21 protein-coding genes and 1 pseudogene are annotated in these 19,832 nt (G+C 69.3%); 14 read left to right on the top strand and 8 right to left on the bottom strand.

What is annotated here, in order from left to right; translation table 11 throughout:
- The 4 genes and pseudogenes from QM569_RS11085 to QM569_RS11100 all read left to right on the top strand — a co-directional run.
- Positions 1-172, top strand: a pseudogene (locus tag QM569_RS11085) (DNA polymerase III subunit delta'); the annotation flags it as partial.
- A complete protein-coding gene (locus QM569_RS11090; RefSeq protein WP_414987292.1) occupies positions 169-528 on the top strand; it encodes a PilZ domain-containing protein in 360 nt (119 codons plus the stop codon). The pseudogene QM569_RS11085 and the gene QM569_RS11090, both read left to right, overlap by 4 nt.
- A 112-nt stretch (positions 529-640) precedes the next feature.
- Positions 641-1,450, top strand: coding sequence for a TatD family hydrolase (locus tag QM569_RS11095; RefSeq protein ID WP_414987293.1), 810 nt, complete (start codon positions 641-643; stop codon positions 1,448-1,450).
- The gene (locus tag QM569_RS11100) at positions 1,447-2,112 is read left to right on the top strand and encodes an ankyrin repeat domain-containing protein (RefSeq protein WP_414987294.1); all 666 of its coding nucleotides are present in this window, start codon (positions 1,447-1,449) and stop codon (positions 2,110-2,112) included. Before QM569_RS11095 ends, QM569_RS11100 begins: the two co-directional genes overlap by 4 nt.
- Before the next feature lie 79 nt (positions 2,113-2,191).
- On the opposite strand, the gene msbA is transcribed toward QM569_RS11100, so the two are convergent.
- Positions 2,192-3,958 (bottom strand): lipid A export permease/ATP-binding protein MsbA, encoded by a 1,767-nt coding sequence (gene msbA, locus QM569_RS11105; protein WP_414987295.1) that lies wholly within the window; start codon positions 3,956-3,958, stop codon positions 2,192-2,194.
- 146 nt (positions 3,959-4,104) lie between these two features.
- On the opposite strand from msbA, the gene tolB reads away from it, so the two are divergent.
- Genes tolB through QM569_RS11125 form a run of 4 tightly spaced genes read left to right on the top strand, consistent with a single transcriptional unit; the run spans position 4,105 to position 7,541 of the window.
- Positions 4,105-5,409, top strand: a complete 1,305-nt coding sequence (tolB, locus tag QM569_RS11110) for a Tol-Pal system beta propeller repeat protein TolB (protein WP_414987296.1) — start codon at positions 4,105-4,107, stop codon at positions 5,407-5,409.
- Positions 5,410-5,462: 53 nt separating this feature from the next.
- Positions 5,463-6,005, top strand: coding sequence for a peptidoglycan-associated lipoprotein Pal (gene pal, locus QM569_RS11115; protein WP_414987297.1), 543 nt, complete (start codon positions 5,463-5,465; stop codon positions 6,003-6,005).
- Positions 6,005-6,778, top strand: coding sequence for a tol-pal system protein YbgF (ybgF, locus tag QM569_RS11120; protein ID WP_414987298.1), 774 nt, complete (start codon positions 6,005-6,007; stop codon positions 6,776-6,778). Before pal ends, ybgF begins: the two co-directional genes overlap by 1 nt.
- Positions 6,779-6,785: 7 nt before the next feature.
- Complete coding sequence (locus QM569_RS11125) at positions 6,786-7,541, top strand: ThiF family adenylyltransferase (protein WP_414987299.1); 756 nt, start codon at positions 6,786-6,788, stop codon at positions 7,539-7,541.
- Positions 7,542-7,612: 71 nt separating this feature from the next.
- Here the strand turns inward: QM569_RS11125 and QM569_RS11130 are convergent, their stop codons facing one another.
- Complete coding sequence (locus tag QM569_RS11130; RefSeq protein WP_414987300.1) at positions 7,613-8,842, bottom strand: nucleoside recognition domain-containing protein; 1,230 nt, start codon at positions 8,840-8,842, stop codon at positions 7,613-7,615.
- A 74-nt stretch (positions 8,843-8,916) separates the two neighbouring features.
- On the opposite strand from QM569_RS11130, the gene QM569_RS11135 reads away from it, so the two are divergent.
- The 6 genes from QM569_RS11135 to QM569_RS11160 all read left to right on the top strand — a co-directional run bounded on the left by QM569_RS11135 (position 8,917) and on the right by QM569_RS11160 (position 13,185).
- Positions 8,917-9,630 carry a YebC/PmpR family DNA-binding transcriptional regulator gene (locus QM569_RS11135; protein WP_414987301.1) on the top strand — a complete coding sequence of 238 codons (714 nt, stop codon included), beginning with the start codon at positions 8,917-8,919 and terminating at the stop codon, positions 9,628-9,630.
- Positions 9,627-9,923 carry a J domain-containing protein gene (locus tag QM569_RS11140; protein WP_414987302.1) on the top strand — a complete coding sequence of 99 codons (297 nt, stop codon included), beginning with the start codon at positions 9,627-9,629 and terminating at the stop codon, positions 9,921-9,923. The genes QM569_RS11135 and QM569_RS11140 overlap by 4 nt, the downstream gene beginning before the upstream one ends.
- Positions 9,920-10,492: a hypothetical protein gene (locus QM569_RS11145; protein ID WP_414987303.1), complete on the top strand. Its 573-nt coding sequence runs from the start codon at positions 9,920-9,922 to the stop codon at positions 10,490-10,492. Before QM569_RS11140 ends, QM569_RS11145 begins: the two co-directional genes overlap by 4 nt.
- A gap of 6 nt (positions 10,493-10,498) precedes the next feature.
- Positions 10,499-11,254, top strand: coding sequence for a hypothetical protein (locus tag QM569_RS11150; protein WP_414987304.1), 756 nt, complete (start codon positions 10,499-10,501; stop codon positions 11,252-11,254).
- A complete protein-coding gene (locus QM569_RS11155) occupies positions 11,254-12,504 on the top strand; it encodes a hypothetical protein (RefSeq protein ID WP_414987305.1) in 1,251 nt (416 codons plus the stop codon). The genes QM569_RS11150 and QM569_RS11155 overlap by 1 nt, the downstream gene beginning before the upstream one ends.
- A gap of 96 nt (positions 12,505-12,600) precedes the next feature.
- On the top strand, positions 12,601-13,185 hold the full coding sequence (locus tag QM569_RS11160) for a DUF1569 domain-containing protein (protein ID WP_414987306.1): 585 nt from the start codon (positions 12,601-12,603) through the stop codon (positions 13,183-13,185).
- A gap of 41 nt (positions 13,186-13,226) precedes the next feature.
- Here QM569_RS11160 and QM569_RS11165 read toward each other — a convergent pair whose 3' ends face one another.
- The 6 genes from QM569_RS11165 to QM569_RS11190 all read right to left on the bottom strand — a co-directional run bounded on the left by QM569_RS11165 (position 13,227) and on the right by QM569_RS11190 (position 19,780).
- Complete coding sequence (locus QM569_RS11165) at positions 13,227-14,513, bottom strand: amidohydrolase family protein (protein WP_414987307.1); 1,287 nt, start codon at positions 14,511-14,513, stop codon at positions 13,227-13,229.
- 29 nt (positions 14,514-14,542) lie between these two features.
- Positions 14,543-15,514: a 5'-methylthioadenosine/S-adenosylhomocysteine nucleosidase gene (locus QM569_RS11170; protein WP_414987308.1), complete on the bottom strand. Its 972-nt coding sequence runs from the start codon at positions 15,512-15,514 to the stop codon at positions 14,543-14,545.
- A 72-nt stretch (positions 15,515-15,586) separates the two neighbouring features.
- Positions 15,587-16,219 carry a uracil phosphoribosyltransferase gene (upp, locus tag QM569_RS11175; RefSeq protein ID WP_414987309.1) on the bottom strand — a complete coding sequence of 211 codons (633 nt, stop codon included), beginning with the start codon at positions 16,217-16,219 and terminating at the stop codon, positions 15,587-15,589.
- Positions 16,220-16,243: 24 nt separating this feature from the next.
- Positions 16,244-17,458 carry a URC4/urg3 family protein gene (locus tag QM569_RS11180; protein ID WP_414987310.1) on the bottom strand — a complete coding sequence of 405 codons (1,215 nt, stop codon included), beginning with the start codon at positions 17,456-17,458 and terminating at the stop codon, positions 16,244-16,246.
- Positions 17,451-18,707, bottom strand: coding sequence for a GTP cyclohydrolase II (locus QM569_RS11185; protein WP_414987311.1), 1,257 nt, complete (start codon positions 18,705-18,707; stop codon positions 17,451-17,453). Before QM569_RS11185 ends, QM569_RS11180 begins: the two co-directional genes overlap by 8 nt.
- A gap of 74 nt (positions 18,708-18,781) precedes the next feature.
- A complete protein-coding gene (locus QM569_RS11190; RefSeq protein ID WP_414987312.1) occupies positions 18,782-19,780 on the bottom strand; it encodes a threo-3-hydroxy-L-aspartate ammonia-lyase in 999 nt (332 codons plus the stop codon).
- Positions 19,781-19,832 lie beyond the last annotated feature (52 nt).

A 19,832-nucleotide genomic window follows, 5' to 3' on the forward strand; every position in this document is an offset into this window, starting at 1 on the left:
CTACTTCGCGCCCGCCGACCTGCCCCGGGCGCTGCCGCCGCTAGCCGCCCTCACGCGCTGGGCGCGCGCGCTGGCCAAAGAGGCGCGCACGGCGGACCACCCGTTCAATGCGGGCCTCATGCTGGAGGCGCTTGTCGCCCAGGCGCGAAACACCCTACACTCCAAAGCATGAGCACACCTTCCACTGCGCCCCGCCCCAGCGTCATGCAACTGGCGATCAAGGAAAAGGGCGCTTTGTACGCGGCCTACATTCCTTTTTTTGCCGAAGGCGGCATCTTCGTGCCCACCCAGCGCGACTACAAGCTGGGCGACGACGTGTACGTGCTGCTCACGCTGCCCGACGACACGCAGCGCTACCCCGTGGCGGGCCGCGTGGCCTGGGTCACCCCGGCGCGCGCGGCGGGCAACCGCACGCAGGGCGTGGGAATCCAGTTCCCCAAGGACGAGAAGTCGCGCCAGCTCAAGATCAAGATCGAGGAAATCCTGGGCACGGCCCTGGGCTCCGACCGGCCAACCCAGACTATTTGACTCCCCCCTGAGTCGCCTTCGGCGCCTTCCCCCCAGGGGGACGACGCCAGTGGCCGGGCCAAGCCCGTTCCACGGCGTCTGCTGGCATGGCGGCTCTTGATTTTCATACGCCATGTTCGTTGACTCGCACTGCCATCTCAACTTCCCTGAACTAGCAAGCCAGCTGCCCGCCATCCGCCAGGCCATGGCCGAGGCGCAGGTGGACCGCGCGCTGTGCATCTGCACCACGCTCGAAGAATTCGACGACGTTCATGCCCTGGCCCTGGCGCACGGCAACTTCTGGTGTACCGCGGGCGTACACCCCGACAACGAGGGCGTTGCCGAGCCCACGGTGCAAGACCTGCTGACCCGCGCCGCGCTGCCGCGCGTGGTCGCCATCGGCGAGACGGGGCTGGACTACTACGGCATGGAAGACCGCAAGGGCGGCCGCAGCATCGCCGACCTGGAGTGGCAGCGCGAACGCTTTCGCCACCACATCCGCGCGGCGCGCGCGTGCGAAAAGCCCCTGGTCATCCACACCCGCAGCGCCAGCGACGACACGCTGGCCATCCTGCGCGAAGAGGGGGAGGACGGCGCGGGCAACAAGGCGGGCGGCGTGTTCCACTGCTTCACCGAAAGCATGCAGGTGGCGCGCGCGGCGCTGGATATGGGCTACTACATCTCCTTCTCCGGCATCATCACCTTCAAGAACGCGCAGGACCTGCGCGACGTGGCCGCCTACGTGCCGCTGGACCGCGTGCTGATCGAAACCGACAGCCCCTACCTCGCGCCCGTGCCGTACCGGGGCAAGACCAACACCCCCGCCTACGTGCCCTACGTGGCCCGGCAGGTGGCCGCCACGCGCGGCATCGCCGTCGAGGAAGTGGCCGAGGCCACGAGCCGCAATTTCGAAACCTTGTTCAAGGGAGTGACCGTGCCATGAGCCTGCGCCGCCGCACCGCCCTCGTTGCCCTGACTGCCGCGCCGCTGGTGTGGGCCGGGGCCTATGAGGACTTCTTCGCCGCCATCCTGCGCGACGACGGCGACGCCGTAGCCGCCTTGCTGCGCCGGGGGTTCGATCCCGACACCCGCAACCCCAAGGGCCAGGTGGGCCTGACCATCGCGCTGCAGAACGGCTGCCCCAAGGCATTCAACGCACTGCTCGCGGCGCGGCGTGTGAACGTGAACGCGCTCAACGCGCAAGGCGAAAGCCCGCTGATGATGGCCGCCCTCAAGGGCAACCTGGATGCGGTCAAGGCCCTGCTGGCGCGCGACGCGGACGTGAACAAGACCGGCTGGGCGCCGCTGCACTACGCCGCGTCTGCCGGAACGCCGCAGCACACACAGATCATCGCGCTGCTGTTGGAGAACCACGCCTACATCGACGCCGCCTCGCCCAACGGCACCACGCCGCTGATGATGGCGGCGCACTACGGATCGGACGCATCGGTGCAACTGCTGCTGGACGAGGGCGCCGACCCCACGCTCAAGAACCAGCTGGGGCTCACGGCCGCCGACTTCGCCCTGCGCGTGAGCCGCACCGAGTCGGCCGAGAAGATCGCGGCGGCCATCCGGCGGCGGCAGCCGAACCGGGGCAAGTGGTAGCGCTTTCCCTAAAAAAATATCAGTCAAATTGGCCTCTAGCGCTTATGCAGAAAGCGCTGATAGCTATCTTTTTTGATGTTCAGGGCGATTCGGCGGGCCGCGCCTGCAGCCGCGCGTACAGCCCGCCCGCCGCCAGCAGTTCGGCATGCGTGCCCTGCTCGGCAATGCGCCCGCGCTCCATCACCACCACGCGGTCCGCGTGCTCGATGGTGGACAGCCGGTGCGCGATGACCAGCGTGGTGCGGCCCTGCATCAGCCGCTGCAGGGCGTCTTGCACCAGGCGCTCGGACTCGGTGTCCAGCGCGGACGTGGCTTCGTCCAGGATGAGGATGGGCGCGTCCTTGTACAGCGCCCGCGCGATCGCCAGCCGCTGGCGCTGCCCGCCCGAGAGCTGCGTGGCGTTGTGGCCCACGACGGTGTGCATGCCCTGGGGCAGGGCGGCCACGTGCGCGGACAGATTGGCGGCGTCCAGGCAGTGCTGCACGCGCTGCTCGTCCACCGCGTGGCCCAGCGCCACGTTGGCGGCGATGGTGTCGTTGAACATCACCACGTCCTGGCTCACCATGGCGAACTGCGCGCGCAGCGAGGCCAGATCCCAGTCGGCCAGCGGGTGGCCGTCCACCCGCACTTCGCCTGCAGAGGGCAGCACGAAGCGCGGCAGCAGGTTGACCAGCGTGGTCTTGCCCGCGCCCGAGGGGCCGACCAGGGCCACCACCTCGCCGGGGGCCACGCGCAGGCTCACGCGGTCCAGCGCGGGGGCGTGGTCGGGGCCGTAGGAGACGCTCACCTGCTCCAGCGCCAGGGCGCCCTGCACGCGGTCGGTGCGGTAGGTGCCGTTCGCCTCGGCGCCGGTGCTGCCCAGCAGGCCCAGGCCGCGCTCCAGCGCCGCCACGCCGCGCGTCACCGGGCTGGCCACGTCCGCCAGCCGCCGGATGGGCGCGATCAGCATCAGCATGGCCGTGATGAACGCGACGAAGCCGCCCACCGTCACGTCCTTGGCGTCCACGGCAATGCCCCGGCTCTGCCACAGCGCGATGCAGATCACCACCGACAGCGCGGCGGCGGCCAGCAGTTGCGTGAGCGGCGTCATGGCGGCCGACGCGATGGTGGACTTGATGGCCAGCCGCCGCAGGCTCTGGCTCAGGCCCGCAAAGCGCCGCGCCTGCGCGCCCTGCGCGCCGTGCAGGCGCACCATGCGGTGGGCGAGCACGTTTTCTTCGACCACGTAGGCCAGTTCGTCCGTGGCCTGCTGGCTGCTCTTGGTCAGGTGGTACAGGCGGCGCGACAGGGTCTTCATGATCCAGGCCACGCCGGGCACCACCACGGCCACGATCAGCGTGAGCTGCCAGTTCAGGTACAGCAGATAGACCAGCAGCGCCACCAGCGTGAAGCCGTCGCGCGACAGGCCCAGCAGCGCCTGCACCAGCAGGGTGGCGCCCGTTTGCACTTCATAGACCACGGTGTTCGACAGCGCACTGGCGGACTGGCGCGTGAACAGCCCCATCTCCGCCGAGAGCACGCGGTCGAACAGCGACTGGCGCAGCGTCAGCATGCCGTCGTTGGCGATGCGCGCCAGCGCGTACTGGCCTGCGAACTGCGCGGCGCCGCGCACCAGGAACACGCCCAGGATGGCGACGGGCACCATCCACAAATCCAGCGTGCCCTGGGTGAAGCCCCGGTCCAGCAGGGGCTGCAGCAGGGCCGGTATCAGCGGTTCGGTGACGGCGCCCACGAGCGTGGCAGCAATGGCGATGCCCCAGGAGAGCCGCTGGTGGCCGAAATAGACGGACAGGCGCTGGAGGCGGGCGGTGAGGCTGGCGGTGGGGGCCGGGTCGGTGGCTTGCATGTGGCCGGGATTTTACGTTTCGGCCAGGGCAGGGCGGCTTTCAAAAAGATGAGCACGAAATGCCGCTGCGGCGCACAGTTTGTCACAAGGGTTTTCCCGCTGTGTGTAACATTCGGGCCTTGCCTTTCGGCTATTGCTGGATGCCAATGACCTCGAATCGAATCCCTGCACACCCCTCCCAACCCTTGCGCCGCCACCTGCTGGCCGCGCTGATCGCATCCCCCGCCGTCCCGGCCCTGGCGCAATTTCGTGTCGAGGTCACGGGCGTGGGCCTGACCCAATTGCCCATCGCCATCGCACCGTTCCGGGGCGATGCGCAGTCACCGCAAAAGATCGCCGCCATCGTGCAGGCCGACCTGGAGCGCAGCGGCCAGTTCCGCGCGGTGGACGCCTCGGGCGCGGCGCTGGACGAGTCCGCGCGCCCCGACCTCGCCCTGTGGCGGCAAAAGAGCGCCGATTCGCTGGCGGCGGGCAGCATCACGCGCCTGTCGGACGGTCGCTTCGACGTGCGCTTTCGGCTCTGGGACGTGGTCAAGGGGCAGGACCTCGGCGGCCAGGGCTTCGTCGTCACGCAGGGCGACCTGCGGCTGGTGGCCCACCGCATCGCGGACTTCATCTACGAGAAGCTCACGGGCGAGCGGGGCATCTTCTCCACCCGCATCGCCTACGTCACCCGCACCGGCGGTCGCTACAGCCTGTGGGTGGCGGATGCCGATGGCGAGAACGCGCAGTCGGCGCTGTCCAGCCCCGAGCCCATCATCTCGCCCGCCTGGTCGCCCAGCGGCGGCCAACTGGCCTACGTGTCGTTCGAGTCGCGCAAGCCCGTGGTCTATGTACACGAGGTGGCGTCGGGCCGCAGGCGGCTGATCGCCAACTTCCGCGGTTCCAACAGCGCGCCCGCGTGGGCGCCGGACGGTCGCAGCCTGGCGGTGACGCTGAGCCGCGACGGCGGCTCGCAGCTCTACACCATCGATGCCAACGGCGGCGAGCCGCGCCGCCTGATGCAAAGCAGCGGCATCGACACCGAGCCGGTGTTCTCCAGCGATGGCCGCAGCATCTACTTCGTGAGCGACCGGGGCGGCGCGCCGCAGATCTACAAGGTGCCCGCATCGGGCGGCAACGCCGAGCGCGTGACCTTCACCGGCAGCTACAACATCTCGCCCAGCATCAGCCCGGACGGTCGCTGGCTGGCCTACATCTCGCGCGTGGGCGGCGCCTTCAAGCTGCACGTCATGGACCTGTCGGCAGGCACGGTGAGCGCCATCACCGACACCACCGCCGACGAGAACCCCAGCTTCGCGCCCAATGGCCGCCTGATCGTCTATGCGACCCAGCAGCAGGGCCGCGAGGCGCTGATGACCACCACGCTGGACGGCAAGATCAAGGCCCGCCTCGCGGGCCAGGCGGGCGACATCCGCGAGCCTGATTGGAGCCCGTTCCAGAAGCAATGAACCGATTGATAACGCCTTATTTCTTACCTATCCAGTCTCCAGGAGAATTTCGAATGATCAAACGCTTCACCCTTGCCCTCACCGTTGCCGCCCTCATGGCCGGTTGCAGCTCCGGCGTCAAGCTCGACGACGTGCCCGTCGAGGACAAGAACGCCACGTCCACCATGGGCGGCGCAGGCAGCGGCGCCAATTCCGGCAACACGGCCCAGAGCGGCGTGGCGGGCGTGAACCTGGGCCAATCGGCCAGCGATGCCGCAGGCCCCGTGGGCGTGAGCCGCATCGTCTATTTCGACTACGACAGCTACGTCATCAAGCCGGAATTCCAGTCGCTGATCGAGGCGCATTCCCGCTTCATCAAGGCAGCCCCTGGCCGCAAGGTCATGATCGAAGGCCACACCGACGAGCGCGGTGGCCGCGAATACAACCTGGCCCTGGGCCAGAAGCGCGCCGAGGCCGTGCGCCGCTCCCTGGCCCTGCTGGGCGTGCCCGACAGCCAGATGGAAGCGGTGAGCTTCGGCAAGGAAAAGCCCGCCGTGCAGGGCAACAACGAGAGCGCCTACGCGCAGAACCGCCGCGCTGAACTGTCCTACCGCTGATGCGCGCGCACTTCACCCTCAAGGGTCTGGCGGCGGCGGCGCTGTGCGCCGCCATGCTGCCGTCCGCCCACGCCGCCCTGTTCGAGGACGACGAGGCCCGCCGCGCCATCCTGGAAATGCGCCAGCGCGTGGACGTCCAGCAGCAGCGCACCGCCGACGAAACGCGCAGGCTGGGCGAGGAAAACAGCCAGTTGCGCCGCAGCCTGCTGGACCTGCAGACCCAGATCGAAACCCTGCGCGCGGAGCAGGCCAAGCTGCGTGGCCAGAACGAGCAGTTGCTGCGCGACGTGGCGGACTTGCAGCGGCGCCAGAAGGACATCGCGCAAGGCGTGGACGAGCGCCTGCGCCAGTTCGAGCCCGTCAAGGTCACGCTGGACGGCCAGGAGTTCCAGGCCGACCCGGCGGAGAAGAAGGACTACGAGGCGGCTCTGGCCGTCTTCCGCGCGGGCAAGTTCGCGGACGCGGGCACGGCCTTCACTGCGTTCGTGCGGCAATATCCCCGCAGCGGCTACGTGCCGTCCGCGCGTTTCTGGCTCGGGAACGCCCAGTACGCCACGCGCGACTACAAGGAAGCGATCGGCAACTTCAAGCAGATGCTGTCCGAAGCGCCGTCCCATGCGCGCGCGCCGGAGGCAGCCCTGTCCATCGCCAACTGCCAGGTCGAGCTGAAGGACACGCGCGCGGCCCGCAAGACGCTGGAAGACCTGTTGCGTGCCTATCCCCAGTCGGAAGCGGCCTTGGCGGCCAAAGAGCGCCTGTCCCGCCTGAAGTAAGTCAGCAATGCAGGACGTGGAGCGCCGCTTCGGCGGCCTGGCCCGGCTCTACGGCGTGGAGGGCGCGGCGCGCATCCGCGCCGCGCACGTGGCGGTGGTCGGCATCGGCGGCGTGGGCTCCTGGGCTGCAGAAGCCCTGGCCCGCAGCGGGGTGGGTCAGCTCACGCTCATCGACCTGGACCACGTGGCGGAGTCCAACATCAACCGCCAGATCCACGCGCTGACCGACACGGTGGGCCAGGCCAAGGTGCTGGCGATGCGCGACCGCGTCGCCCAGATCCACCCCGCCTGCGCCGTCCATTGCGTTGACGACTTCGCCACCCCGGAGAACTGGCCCGCGCTGTTGCCGCACGCAGTCGATGCCGTGATCGACGCCTGCGACCAGGTGAAGGCCAAGACCGCGATCGCGGCGTGGGCGCGGTCGGCGGGCATGTTGCACATCACGGTGGGGGCTGCTGGCGGCAAGCGCCACGCGCACCAGGTGGAGGTGGATGACCTCGCGCACACCACCCACGACCCCTTGCTGGCCCAGTTGCGCTACAACTTGCGCAAGCACCACCGCGCGCCGCGCGACGGCAAGAAGATCGGCGTCACCTGCGTCTTCAGCCGCGAGTCCGTGGCGGGCCCGGACGCTTCCTGCAACGTCGATGGCGACGGCTCGCTGAATTGCCACGGCTACGGCTCGGTCGTGGCCGTGACGGCCACCTTCGGCCAATGCGCGGCAGGTTGGGTGCTGGACCGGTTGACCGCAGCAAAAAGCTAGGCCGCACGAAGGAAACTCAGTCCTATTTTGATAGCTGACAGCGCTTGCTGCATAAGCGCTGGAGGCCGATTTCATCCAAAAAACCAGTAGCACACCACAATGGCCGCCACCACGCCCGCCAGCTCGGCCAGCAGCGCGCAGCCCACGGCGTGGCGCGTGCGCTGTATGCCCACGGCGCCGAAATAGACGGCCAGCACGTAGAAGGTGGTCTCGGTACTGCCCTGGATGGTGGCGGCGGCCAGGGCGGCAAAGCTGTCCACGCCCTGGCTCTGCATGGTCTCGATCAGCATGGCGCGCGCGGCGCTGCCGGAGAACGGCTTGACCAGCGCGGTCGGCAGCGCATCGACAAAGCGCGCATCCGCGCCCAGCGCCTGCACGCACCAGCGGATGCCGTCCAGCACGTAGCCCAAGGCGCCCGAGGCGCGGAACACGCCCACGGCGCACAGCATGGCCACCAGGTAGGGCAGCAGGCCGCGCGCCACGTCGAAGCCCTCGCGCGCGCCGTCGATGAAAGCCTCATAGACGGGCACCTTGCGCCACGCGCCGATCACCACGAAGGCCACCACCAGCGCGAACAGCGTCAGGTTGCCCAGCAGCGACGACAACTGCGCCAGCGCCGCCGCGTTCAGCGTGGCCAGCAGCGCCATGAACCCGCCCAGCGCCAGGGCCAGCGGCAGCAGGTAGGCCAGCACCACGGGCCGCCACAGCGGCAGGCGCTGCACCAAGGCCACGCTGACCAGGCCCGCCACCGTGGATGCGGACGTGGCGAGCAGGATGGGCAGGAACACCAGCGTCGGGTCGCCCGCGCCTTGCTGCAGGCGGTACATGAAGATCGTTACCGGCAGCAGCGTGAGCGACGAGGCGTTGAGCACCAGAAACAGAATCTGCGCGTTGGTGGCGGTTTCAGGCGCGGGGTTCAGCTCCTGCAGCGCCTTCATCGCTTTCAGGCCCATGGGCGTGGCCGCGTTGTCCAGCCCCAGGGCGTTGGCGGCAAAGTTCATCGTCATCAGCCCCAGCGCCGGGTGGCCGCTGGGAACGCCGGGCATCAACTGGCGGAACAGCGGGGCCAGCCAGCGGGCCAGCGCGTCCACGATGCCTGCCTTCTCCGCAATGCGCAAAAAGCCCAGCCACAGCGTGAGCGTGCCGAACAGCAGCACCATCACCTCGACCGAGAGCTTGGCCATGGCGAACAGCGCCTCCACCATGGCCGCGAAGACCTGCGCGTTGCCGCCCAGCAGCCACTGGGCGAGGGCGGCCACGGCGCCAATGACGAAAAACCCCAGCCACAGGGTGTTGAGCATCGGAAGAATCCTTGTATTGAAGCGGTGGTATTCTGCCGGGTTTGCTTCAATTTCAACCAAGAGAGAACGACACCATGGGCGCGCAGTGGAAGGCAAAGGGCAAGGCGCTGGTCGCAGACGCCAAGGGCAAGCTGTTTGGCAAGCTGGTCAAGGAAATCACCGTGGCCGCGCGCGGCGGCGCCGACCCGGCCAGCAACGCCCGCCTGCGGCTGGTGGTGGAGCAGGCGCGCAAGGCGTCCATGCCCAAGGACACGCTGGAGCGCGCCATCAAGAAGGGCTCCGGTACCGGGGCCGACGCCGTCAACTACGAGCGTGTGATCTACGAAGGCTTTGCGCCCCACCAGGTGGCCGTGATGGTCGAGTGCCTGACCGACAACGTGAACCGCACCGCGCCCGAAATGCGCGTGCTGTTCCGCAAGGGCCAGTTGGGCACGTCCGGCTCGGTGGCCTGGGACTTCGACCACGTGGGCATGATCGAGGCCGAGCCTGCGCAGCCCGGCGCCGACCCCGAAGTGGCCGCGATTGAAGCAGGCGCGCAGGACTTCGAGCCCGGCGAGGACGAGGGCACCACCATGTTCTGGACCGACCCCACCGACCTGGACCTGGTCAGCCGCGCGCTGCCCGCCCAGGGCTTCACGGTGCTGTCGGCCAAGCTCGGCTACAAGCCCAAGAACCCCGTGAACCCCGCCAACCTGACGGCCGAGCAGCTCGAAGAGGTCGAGAACTTCCTGGCGGCCATTGATTCCAACGACGACGTGCAGAACGTGTTCGTCAGCCTGGGTTCATGAGCGGCGCGGCAGACCACTACGCCGCCCTGGGCCTGCCGCCCAGCGCCTCGTTGGCCGACATCAAGAAAGCCTACCGCCAGAAGGCCGCGCTCGTACACCCCGACCGCAACGACGCGCCCGACGCGGCCCGGCGCTTCCAGGCCGTGCAGAAGGCGTACGAAGTGCTGTCCGACGACGCCGCAAGACAGGCGTATGACGACAACCGCCGCCGCAACCTGCTGGACGACCCGCTGCAGACGGCGCAGGAAATCTGGCGCACCTATACCCAAGGCATTTTTTCTTCTTCGCCATGAAGCTGTCCCCGTACTTCCATGACCTGCGCTCGGCCTACCAGGCTGAGCTGGACGACCTCGCGTCCGACTCCGAAGGCAACGACGTGCTGCGCCGCCGCCTGGCCGAAAAGCGCGGCGAGATTGCCTTCCTGGCCAAGATGACCGAGCTGGCGCCCGAGATGGTGGCGCCCGTGTTCCACGGCGCCTTCCGCTTCACCCAGCCCGCCGCCGTGCAGCACCTGCTGGCCTTGCCGCAAGACGCCGTGCCCGACTGGCAGACCCTGGCCCATGCCGTCACGCTGGAGCCCTGGGCGCAGAGCCTGGCGCAGACCGTGCTGCGCGAGCCGCAGGGCGCGCGCTTCATGACCGTGGCCGCCGCCCTGGAATACCTGCACCAGCACGCCCGCCTGGCGCCCGACGCGCATGCCGATGATGCGCCGTATGCCGACGAAGCCGAGCACGACGACGGCCGCGATGACGATGACAGCGCCCTGAGCGCCGACGACGCCGTGGACCCGCAAAGCAGCCAGGACCGCGAAGAGGCCGGTGCCGAATGGCTGGCCGACGTGGGCTTTGACCGAAAAGATTGACCGCACATGAGCAGCAGCACCCACCTCGCCCTCATCGAAAAAACCACCAGCCTCATCGCCGCAGGCGACATCGTGGGCGCCGAGTCCGCGCTGGCCGACCTGGCCGACACCGAGGGCGACCGCGCCCTGATGGTGGTGCTGGACCAGCTCGCGCCCAAGGACATCCTGGCCGTGATGCGCGAGTACGACGACTCCAAGGCTTCCGTGGTCAACCTGCTCGTCACGCCCGAGCAGTTCGCGCGCGCCATGGTGCTGGAGAAGCAGTACAAGGACCTCACCCACACGCACCTGCGCAACATGGTCAACGCCGTGGTCTTCCGCGACGGCGCCGACCCGGTGGAGTTCCTCACCGCCATCGGCGACCTGGAAGGCGGCGCCGAGGCCCTGGCCGACTACTTTGCCGAGAAGTGGAGCCGCGTCGAGGCCTTCGCCCGCACCGGCAGCTTCGACGCCAGCGAGGACTACGGCGACGCCCTGAGCGACGACGAGCTCCTGGCGTCCGGCTACGTGCGCCCCCGCGTGGAGCTGGACGAGGTGGCCGACGGCGACTGGATGCAGATGGCCTGGCTGCTGCGCTACGAGTGCCGCGACCTGTTCATCGAGATGCTGCTGGTGCTGCGCGCCAAGGCCCGAGCCCACGACCTGGGCGCACAGCCCGCCGACGAGGCGCAAGAGGACGACGGCAAGGTCGAGACCAGCGAGACGGATCGCGGCGGCGTCACCCCCGTGGCCCGCGACTCGGACGAGGAGTCCGCGATCTGATGGCGGCACCCACCCCCGGCGCGCTGCAGCTCCACGACGCGCGCCCGTTCCTCGACAAGGCCCTGGCCCACGGCGCGCAGCGCGGCATCCTCAGCGCCGAGCGGCTGGCCGCCATCCACGCCGACGCGCCCAAGGGCATGGTGCAGATCGCGCGCTACTTCGGCAGCGAATTCCTGCGGCCCGAGCTGGAGAAGGCCCGCGACCGCATGGTCAACCTCATCAGCCTGTACCTGCTGGAGACCACGGGCGGCGACCTGGACGCGGCGGCGGCATCGCTGCGCGACCGCTCGTTCCTCTCGCATTCCAAGGGCGGCTCCGACATGCTGCGCCGCCTCATCGCCCTGCCCGAAAGCAGCAACTTCGGCCTGGCCGCGCATGGCGACGCCGAGGTGCCGATGCTGGCCCTGTGGTCCCTGCGCAGCCACGCCGACTACCGCGCTGAACTGGAGCGGCGCACCCGCATCGCCGAGGCCATGGCCGCCGCCCAATGGCTGGCCGAACGCTGCGGCCTGGACACCGACGAACTGGAAGCCGCAGGCGCCGACGCCGAGGCCGTCATCCGCATGGGCCTGGCCGCGCAGGCCCTGGGCCTGCCGGACGATGAATGGCCCACCGTGCCCGCCTTTGCCCAGCGCGTCACGGCGCTGCGCAAGAAGAAGCCCGCCGCCCCCGCGCCGCTGCGCCTGCCCGCTGGCGTACACGCAGCGCAGCGCCCGGCCTTGCAGGCCCAGGTCGCGGCGGTGCAGGCCGACTTGCCCCGCCTGCTGGACGCCGCCACGCCGCTGGCGACCCTGCTGCGCCCGCTGGGCAGCTTCCGCGCGCGCTACTTCCTGCTGGACGACCCGCTGGCCGAGGTGGACGGCTACTACCGCGACCTGGACGAAGCCAGCCAGGACGCCGAGCCCCCCGCGCCCGCCAGCAAGACCTGGGACAAGGCCGTGCAGGGCCATGACGACGAGCATTCGCTGCTCACCCTGTTCCTGTGCCTGGCGGCGGGCGCCCCCAAGAAAACGCTGCTGACCGAAAAGTCCGCCGCCACCCTGGTGCGCAAGGTGCGCAAGTCCGGCTGGCAGCCCCAGCTGGCCGCCGACTTCATCCAGGCACATGCGCCGGGCCTGCACCGGCAGGACTACATCGCCCTGTGGGACGGTTTCGTGCAAGACGCCGAGAAGATTTTGTTCAGCGACATGGACTACCAGATGCACGACGCCCTGTCGCTGCTGCGCAGGGAATGCAGCGTGGCTGCATAGACCACAACGCGCTTGTGTCGCCTGCCCGACCTTCGCGCGGGCGGGGCACTTTCACAATCGCACCTTTCCTTTCCCCATCAACGAACGGGCAGACGCATGGCAGCGCACACCACACCATCCCCCGGCTTTTCGCGCCGGGGCTTCCTGAAATGGGGCGCCCTTGGCGGCGTGGTGGCTGCGGGCGCGGCCTTCTGGCTGGTGCAGCCCGGCCATGACCGCAAGCTTGCCTTTGCCACCCTGGCCGAAGCGATGCGCGAGGTGGACCGCCTGAGCGCCGCGCCGGTGCAGCCGCTGGACCCCGCCACCGCATGGAACTGGCAGCAGACGCTGGAGCACTGCGCGCAGAGCATCGAATATTCGCTGCAAGGCTTTCCGCAGCCCAAGAGCGCGCTGTTCCAGCGCACGCTCGGCGCGGCGGCGTTCAGCGTGTTCGCCTGGCGCGGCCGCATGCGCCACGACCTGGCCGAGCCCATACCCGGCGCCCCCGCGCTCGATGCCCTGGCGCCCGATGCCGCCACCGCGCTGCCCCGGCTGCGTGCGGCGGCGCAAGCGTTCACGGCCCACGCCGGGCCGCTGAAGCCGCACTTTGCGTATGGCGCGCTGGACAAGGCGCAGTACGAACAGGCGCATGCCATGCACCTGGCGGAGCACCTGTCCGCCTTTGATATTCAAAAAGCATAGCTGCTCGCGCTTGCTGGATAAGCGCTAGCGGCCAATTTGATTCAAATTCTGGCCAGCCAGTCCACGCGGGACGGCCTGCCGGGCAGGTCCACAGCCGCCAAGGGTGCGGGCGCGCTGGCAATGCGCCGCCCGCGCCGCCACACGCCCAGGCGGGCGGCGCGCAGGCGGATGGCCTCTACCGGATTGCGCGCGTGCAGCAGCACGAAATCGGCATGGCAGCCCGGGGCGATGCCGTAGCCTTCCAGGCCCAGCAGTTGCGCGGGGTTTACCGTCACGGCGTCGAAGCACTGGCGCATCGCGGCCTGGCCCGTCATCTGCGCCACGTGCAGGCCCATGTGGGCGGCCTCCAGCATGTCGGCGCTGCCGCCCGCGTACCACGGGTCCATCACGCAGTCGTGGCCGAAGGCGACGGTGAGGCCGGCGGCCATCAGCTCAGGCACGCGCGTCATGCCGCGACGTTTGGGGTAGGTGTCGTGGCGGCCCTGCAGCGTGATGTTGATGAGCGGGTTGGCCACCACGCCGAGCTGCGCCTCGGCCATCAGCGGGATCAGCTTGCTGACGTAGTAGTTGTCCATGCTGTGCATGGACGTGAGGTGCGATCCGGTCACGCGGCCGTGCAGGCCCAGGCGCTGGGTCTCGCAGGCCAGGGTTTCGACGTGGCGCGAGAGCGGGTCGTCGCTCTCGTCGCAGTGCATGTCCACGCGCTTGCCCGTGTCAGCGGCGATTTCGCAGAGGATGCGCACGCTCTCCGCGCCCTCGGCCATGGTGCGCTCGAAGTGGGGGATGCCGCCCACCACGTCCACGCCCAGGTCGAGCGCGCGCCTGAGGCTGTCCAGCGCGCCCGCGCGGCGCAGCACGCCGTCCTGCGGAAAGGCCACGAGCTGCAGGTCGAGGTAGGGCGCCACGCGCTGCTTCACGTCGAGCAGCGCGTGTACCGGCAGCAGGCTGGGGTCGCTGGTGTCCACGTGGCTGCGGATGGCCAGCAGCCCGCGCGCCACGGCCCAGTCGCAGTAGGCCAGGGCGCGCTGCACGATGGCGTCGTGCGTGAGCGTGGGCTTCAGCTCGCCCCACAGCGCGATGCCTTCGAGCAGCGTGCCGCTGGCGTTCACGCGCGGCTGGCCGTAGCTCAGGGTGGAGTCCATGTGGAAGTGCGCATCGACAAAGGGCGGCGACAGCAGCAGGCCGCCCGCGTCCACCGTCTCGTGCGCGGGGGCCGTGTCGGCAGCAAGGCCCTCGGTGACCTCGGCGATGTGGCCGTCCTGCACGGCCACGGACATGTTCTGGCGGCCGTCGGGCAGGGTGGCGTGGGTGATGAGCAGGTCGAGCATGGCGGTGCGGGCGCGGGCAGGGCCGCTGTTTACCTCCAGGCGGTCAGGAAGGCTTGCAGCACCCTGGCCGAATTGGCCGCCGCGATGCCCATGAAGGTGCCCATTTCGTTCTCGCCCTCGCCGCCGCCCGCCAGGTCGCTGAGCGACCGGAACGCGATGTAGGGCACGCCGTTGCTGTACGCCACCATGGCGGTGGCGGCGGTTTCCATGTCGAGCACGTTGGCCTCGAAGGTCTTGAAGGCATATTCGCGGAAGGCCCGGTTGTCCACGAACGCCTGGCCCGAGACGCCGTTGCCGCCCACCACCAGCTTGGGCACCTGCTTGAGGCAGGTGCTGGCGTGGCAGTGCTCCAGCGCCACGCCGGTGGCCGAGTTTTGCAAGCCGCGCGCCACGGCCAGCATCTGCGGGTCGGCGGCGAACCAGAACTTCTTGGCGCTGCCCGCGGCGGAGCGCACCTCCACGGGGCGCGGGTGCATCATGCCGAAGGCGGGCATCGTCAGCTCGCTCTTCATCCACGCGGGGGCGCTGTACTGGCCGGGCTTGTCCTCGCGGGCCATCAGCCATTCCATGTACTGGCCCCACTGCGCGGGCACGGTCACGTCGCCGATGTTGAGGCCCGGGTTCACGCCGCCCGCGATGCCGCTGAACACGATGTGGCTGACGTTGAAGCGGTCCAGCGCCAGTTGCGTGTTCATGGCCGCGTTGGTCATGCTGATGCCCGACAGGAACACCACCACGGGCTTGCCCGAGAGCGTGCCGGTGGTGAACTCCACGCCGTTGGCGCGGTGCTTGACCGGGTTTTGCACCTGCGGCAGCAGCACGGTCAGCTCCGGCGCGAAGGCCGAGATGACGGCGATGCGCGGCGTGCCGTCCAGTTGCACGGACTTGCCGACGGGCGTCGAGGCGGGCGTGCTGGTGGCGCAGCCCGCCACCACGGCGCAGAAGGCGAGGGCGGCCAGCAGGCGCAGGGGGCGGGTCAAGCGGTGCAGGGGGTTGCTCATGCGTTGTCTCCAGGGTGGTGGTGTGCTACCAAAAGAATAGCTTATGGTGCTTGATGGATAAGCGCTGGCGGCCTATTTGGTTCCAAAAATCCGGTCGCCTGCATCGCCCAGGCCGGGCAGGATGTAGCCGTGGTCGTTCAGCTCGCGGTCGATGGCTGCGGTGTAGATGGGAACGTCCGGGTGGGCCTGCTGGAAGCTGGCGATGCCCTCGGGCGCGGCCAGCAGGCAGACGAACTTGATGGACTTCGGGTTCAGCTCTTTCAGCCGCTCCACGGCGGCGACGGCCGAGTTGCCGGTGGCGAGCATCGGGTCCACCACCACCACGTCGCGTTCGTGCATCTCGGACGGCATCTTGAAGTAGTACTCCACGGCCGTGAGCGTCTTGGGGTCGCGGTACAGGCCGATGTGGCCCACACGCGCGCCGGGGATGACGGTGAGCATGCCGTCCAGAAAGCCGTTGCCCGCGCGCAGGATGGACACCAGCACCAGCTTCTTGCCGTCGATGACCTTGCCCTTCATCGGCTCCAGCGGGGTTTCGATGTCGATCTCCTGCATGGGCATGTCGCGCGTGACCTCGTAGGCCATGAGCATGGCCAGCTCGTTCAGCAGTCGGCGGAAGCTGTTGGTGGACGCATCCTTGCGGCGCATCAGGGTGAGCTTGTGCTGGACGAGGGGGTGATCGACGAGGTACACGTTGCTGGTCATGGCGTTCTGGTGGATGGCTGAGGGTTAGAAAACGGTGCCGTCGCTCACGATGTTCAGGGGCGGCGTGCCACCACGCAAGCGCTGTGCCAGCGCGCGGCCCGCCGCCCAGGTGCCGCCTTCGAGGATGCAGGCCAGGGGCATGGCGTCGGCGGTCTGGCCAAGGCGTGCGCGCACCAGTGGGGCCAGTTCGTCGAGCAGCGCCACGGTGAGGGCGCGCCATTCGACGATGGGCTCGTCGCCCGCCTGCAGCGTGCGGGCCGCCAGTTGCGCGTCGCGCGGCACGATCACGCCCGCATCGAGGAACAGGCCGCCGTTGCGGTATTCGGGCAGGCCCGTCAGCGCATCGAGGCCGTGTACCTTGATGCCCGCCCACTCGAAGGGTTCGAGCAGCGAGTAGGTGAGCCACTGCGAGAGTTTGTGAAAGGGCATCCAGCCATCCGTGAGGCCCGGCCCGCGCACGGCGCTGTGCCGCCAGCAGTCGCCCAGCGCTATGCCCTGGATGGCGTTCTGCGCGGGCCAGATGGGCGCGAGGCCGTCGAGCAGGGCCGACAGGATGGCGTGTACCTGGACTTCGCCGGAAGTTGCGAGCCGGTCGAACAGACCGCCTGGGCGGCCATCGCTGCCGAAGTACGCCGTGTTGCCGCCCAGCACTTCGCCCAGGCGGCGCAGCAGGGCGGCGCGGCCTTCCAGGCCGACGAGGGGGTTGGCGGCGCTGACCTGGAAGGCGTGTGCGAGCCGCTCGGTCGTCAGGGCGCGCAGGCCCGCAGCGTCGGCGCGCAGCGGGTGGGCAGGGTCGCTGGAGAACAGGCCCGCACAGAAGGCATGGAAGCTGGCGACGCCCAGGCCCTCGGATCGGGAGAAGGTCTGGCCCGCTTCGCCATAGCGCCAGTCGGGGCCCGCGCCCGCGTCCAGCAGCACGCTGACCAGCGCCAAGTCGATCTGCGCGCGCGCCTTGTCGGGCGCGGATGCGTCGCCCAGCAGCGCATCGAGTTGCGCCCGGCGGTCGATGCCGCCCGCCTCGAAGTGCCGCCAGCGGCTGTGGTAGGGGAACACGAGGCGCGGGTAGCGCGCGCGGGTCACATCCACCACGGCCTGCACGGCGGCATCCATGGCTGCATCGTCGATGGCGAAGTGCGCCGACTCGCCCGCCCGCGCGCTGGCCAGCAGGGCCTGGGCGCGGGCGCGGGTGGCCGCAGTGGTGCGCAGCAGGGCGACGGCTTCTTGTGCGGCGTCAGGCATCGAGGCCCCGGCCCTTGGTGTTGCGCAAATCTTCCGCCGTCGGCACCGCGCCGGGCGTGAAGTAGCCCGCTGCCATCTTGGCGTCCATCTCCACGCGGGCGTCCTCGGGGATGAGTTCGTCGGGGATGTTGATGCGCTCGCCCACCGCGATGCCGGAGCCGGTGATGGCGTCGTACTTCATGTTGCTCATCGACACCAGCCGGTGGATCTTGCGCACGCCCAGCCAGTGCAGCACGTCGGGCATCAGCTCCTGAAAGCGCATGTCCTGCACTCCGGCGACGCACTCGGTGCGGGCAAAGTACTGCGCTGCGGTGTCGCCGCCCGTCTGGCGCTTGCGGGCGTTATAGACGAGGAACTTGGTCACTTCGCCCAGGGCGCGGCCTTCCTTGCGCGAGTAGGCGATCAGGCCCACGCCGCCGCGCTGCGCGCCCTGGATGCACTCCTCGATGCCGTGCGTGAGGTAGGGGCGGCAGGTGCAGATGTCCGAGCCGAACACGTCCGAGCCGTTGCATTCGTCGTGGACGCGGGCGGTCAGTTCCACATCCGGATTGGCCAGGTCGGCGGGGTTGCCGAAGATGTAGATGGTCTGCCCGCCGATGGGCGGCAGGAACACTTCCAAATCAGAGCGCGTGACGAGTTCGGGGTACATGCCGCCCGTTTCCTCGAACAGCACGCGGCGCAAATCGGCCTCGCTGCAACCAAAGCGCTGGGCCACGCCGGGCAGCCACCACACGGGCTCGATGGCGGCCTTGGTGACCACCGCCGCGCCGCTGGCGGTGAGGAACCTGCCGTCGGCCTTCAGGCGCCCCTTTTGCAGCGCCTCGATCACCTCGGGCAGGATCACGTGGGCCTTGGTCACGGCAATCGTCGGGCGGATGTCGTAGCCCGCCGCCATCTCGCCCGCGAACACCTGCGAGACGGTCGCGCCCCAGGGGTCGAGGCTGACGATCTTGCCGGGCTCGCTCCACTGCGGGTAGGGGCCGATGGCGTCGGTCGGCGCGGTGTTGGTCAGGTCGGCCTTGTGCCTGGGGTCGAGCGCCCCGGCGGCCACGGCCAGGGCGCGATAGACGCTGTAGCTGCCGCTGTGCGTGCCGATCACGTTGCGGTGCGCCCGCGTGGTGGTGGTGCCCACGACGGGGCCGCGCTCGGCGGGCGTGGCCGCGCCCCAGCGGATGGGCAGCGCGCCGAAGCCGCCGCTGTGCGACGTGAGGCGGATGTGGCGGGAGGGAGCGGCGGGATGGGACGACATGGGCAGGAGTCCTCAAAAAAAGCAGTGGCGCGATGTCACGGACGGCGTTGCAAGAACGGTGCCCATACGGTTGTTCAATCCGGCAGGGCCGACAAGAAGCGCGCATAGCGCGGCAGGTCCACGTTGCCGCCGCTGATGAGGATGCCCACGCGCTCGCCGTGCAGCAGCTTCTTGCCCTCGTCCGCGCCCGCATGCGCCACCGCGCCCGCGTAGGCCAGCGCGCCCGTGGGCTCGACGACGATCTTCATGCGCTCGGCGAAGAAGCGCAGGGCCTGCATCAGCTCCTCGTCGGAGACGGCCACGATGTCCTCGGCATGGTCGCGGATGATGGGGAAGGTCAGCTCGCCCAGCGCCTGCGTCTGCGCGCCGTCGGCGATGGTGTGCGGGGTGTCGATGCGCACGATGCGCCCGGCGCGCAGCGACTGCTGGCCGTCGTTGCCCGACGCGGGCTCCACGCCCACCACGCGGCAGCGCGGGGCCAGTTCCTGCGCGGCCAGCAGGCTGCCCGCCAGCAGGCCGCCGCCGCCCACGCAGACGAACAGCCAGTCCAGGTCGGGTACGTCCTCGAACAGCTCGCGCGCCGCCGTGCCCTGGCCCGCGATCACGTGCGGGTGGTCGAACGGCGGCACCAGCGTCAGGCCGCGCTCCTCGGCGATCCGGCGGCTGATGGCCTCGCGGTTCTCGGTGTAGCGGTTGTAGGTGACGACCTGCGCGCCGTATTCGCGCGTGGCGGCCATCTTGGTGGCGGGCGCGTCCTCGGGCATGACGATGACGGCGGGCATGTCCAAAAGGCGCGCCGACAGCGCGATGGCCTGCGCGTGGTTGCCCGCAGAGAAGGCCAGCACGCCGCGCTGGCGCTGTTCGTCGCCCAACTGCGCCAGCGTGTTGAACGCGCCGCGGAACTTGAACGAGCCGGTGCGCTGCAGGTTCTCGCACTTGAAGAACAGCTGCGCGCCCAGCAGGGCGTCCGCCGTGCTGGACCGCAGCACCGGCGTGCGGTGCGCCATGCCGTGCAGGCGGTGCGCGGCGTCGGCCACGTCGGCAGCGGTGGGCGGGGTGGTGGGCGGGTTCATGGCGGCTCCTTGCACTCTGTGCCGCATGATAGCCCTTGGGCCCGTCATTTCA

It is taken from the genome of Acidovorax sp. (assembly GCF_047607405.1).
Taxonomy (GTDB): Bacteria; Pseudomonadota; Gammaproteobacteria; order Burkholderiales; family Burkholderiaceae_C; genus Acidovorax.

What these genes read in the sequence shown, in the direction of transcription:
- QM569_RS11180 (WP_414987310.1), bottom strand. Translation starts at nt 17,458, where the DNA reads ATGCCTGACGCCGCACAAGAAGCCGTCGCCCTGCTGCGCACCACTGCG.
- tolB (WP_414987296.1), top strand. Translation starts at nt 4,105, where the DNA reads ATGACCTCGAATCGAATCCCTGCACACCCCTCCCAACCCTTGCGCCGC.
- QM569_RS11090 (WP_414987292.1), top strand. Translation starts at nt 169, where the DNA reads ATGAGCACACCTTCCACTGCGCCCCGCCCCAGCGTCATGCAACTGGCG.
- QM569_RS11125 (WP_414987299.1), top strand. Translation starts at nt 6,786, where the DNA reads ATGCAGGACGTGGAGCGCCGCTTCGGCGGCCTGGCCCGGCTCTACGGC.
- msbA (WP_414987295.1), bottom strand. Translation starts at nt 3,958, where the DNA reads ATGCAAGCCACCGACCCGGCCCCCACCGCCAGCCTCACCGCCCGCCTC.
- QM569_RS11190 (WP_414987312.1), bottom strand. Translation starts at nt 19,780, where the DNA reads ATGAACCCGCCCACCACCCCGCCCACCGCTGCCGACGTGGCCGACGCC.
- upp (WP_414987309.1), bottom strand. Translation starts at nt 16,219, where the DNA reads ATGACCAGCAACGTGTACCTCGTCGATCACCCCCTCGTCCAGCACAAG.
- QM569_RS11100 (WP_414987294.1), top strand. Translation starts at nt 1,447, where the DNA reads ATGAGCCTGCGCCGCCGCACCGCCCTCGTTGCCCTGACTGCCGCGCCG.
- pal (WP_414987297.1), top strand. Translation starts at nt 5,463, where the DNA reads ATGATCAAACGCTTCACCCTTGCCCTCACCGTTGCCGCCCTCATGGCC.
- QM569_RS11150 (WP_414987304.1), top strand. Translation starts at nt 10,499, where the DNA reads ATGAGCAGCAGCACCCACCTCGCCCTCATCGAAAAAACCACCAGCCTC.
- QM569_RS11135 (WP_414987301.1), top strand. Translation starts at nt 8,917, where the DNA reads ATGGGCGCGCAGTGGAAGGCAAAGGGCAAGGCGCTGGTCGCAGACGCC.
- QM569_RS11170 (WP_414987308.1), bottom strand. Translation starts at nt 15,514, where the DNA reads ATGAGCAACCCCCTGCACCGCTTGACCCGCCCCCTGCGCCTGCTGGCC.
- QM569_RS11145 (WP_414987303.1), top strand. Translation starts at nt 9,920, where the DNA reads ATGAAGCTGTCCCCGTACTTCCATGACCTGCGCTCGGCCTACCAGGCT.
- QM569_RS11130 (WP_414987300.1), bottom strand. Translation starts at nt 8,842, where the DNA reads ATGCTCAACACCCTGTGGCTGGGGTTTTTCGTCATTGGCGCCGTGGCC.
- QM569_RS11185 (WP_414987311.1), bottom strand. Translation starts at nt 18,707, where the DNA reads ATGTCGTCCCATCCCGCCGCTCCCTCCCGCCACATCCGCCTCACGTCG.
- QM569_RS11095 (WP_414987293.1), top strand. Translation starts at nt 641, where the DNA reads ATGTTCGTTGACTCGCACTGCCATCTCAACTTCCCTGAACTAGCAAGC.
- QM569_RS11140 (WP_414987302.1), top strand. Translation starts at nt 9,627, where the DNA reads ATGAGCGGCGCGGCAGACCACTACGCCGCCCTGGGCCTGCCGCCCAGC.
- ybgF (WP_414987298.1), top strand. Translation starts at nt 6,005, where the DNA reads ATGCGCGCGCACTTCACCCTCAAGGGTCTGGCGGCGGCGGCGCTGTGC.
- QM569_RS11155 (WP_414987305.1), top strand. Translation starts at nt 11,254, where the DNA reads ATGGCGGCACCCACCCCCGGCGCGCTGCAGCTCCACGACGCGCGCCCG.
- QM569_RS11165 (WP_414987307.1), bottom strand. Translation starts at nt 14,513, where the DNA reads ATGCTCGACCTGCTCATCACCCACGCCACCCTGCCCGACGGCCGCCAG.
- QM569_RS11160 (WP_414987306.1), top strand. Translation starts at nt 12,601, where the DNA reads ATGGCAGCGCACACCACACCATCCCCCGGCTTTTCGCGCCGGGGCTTC.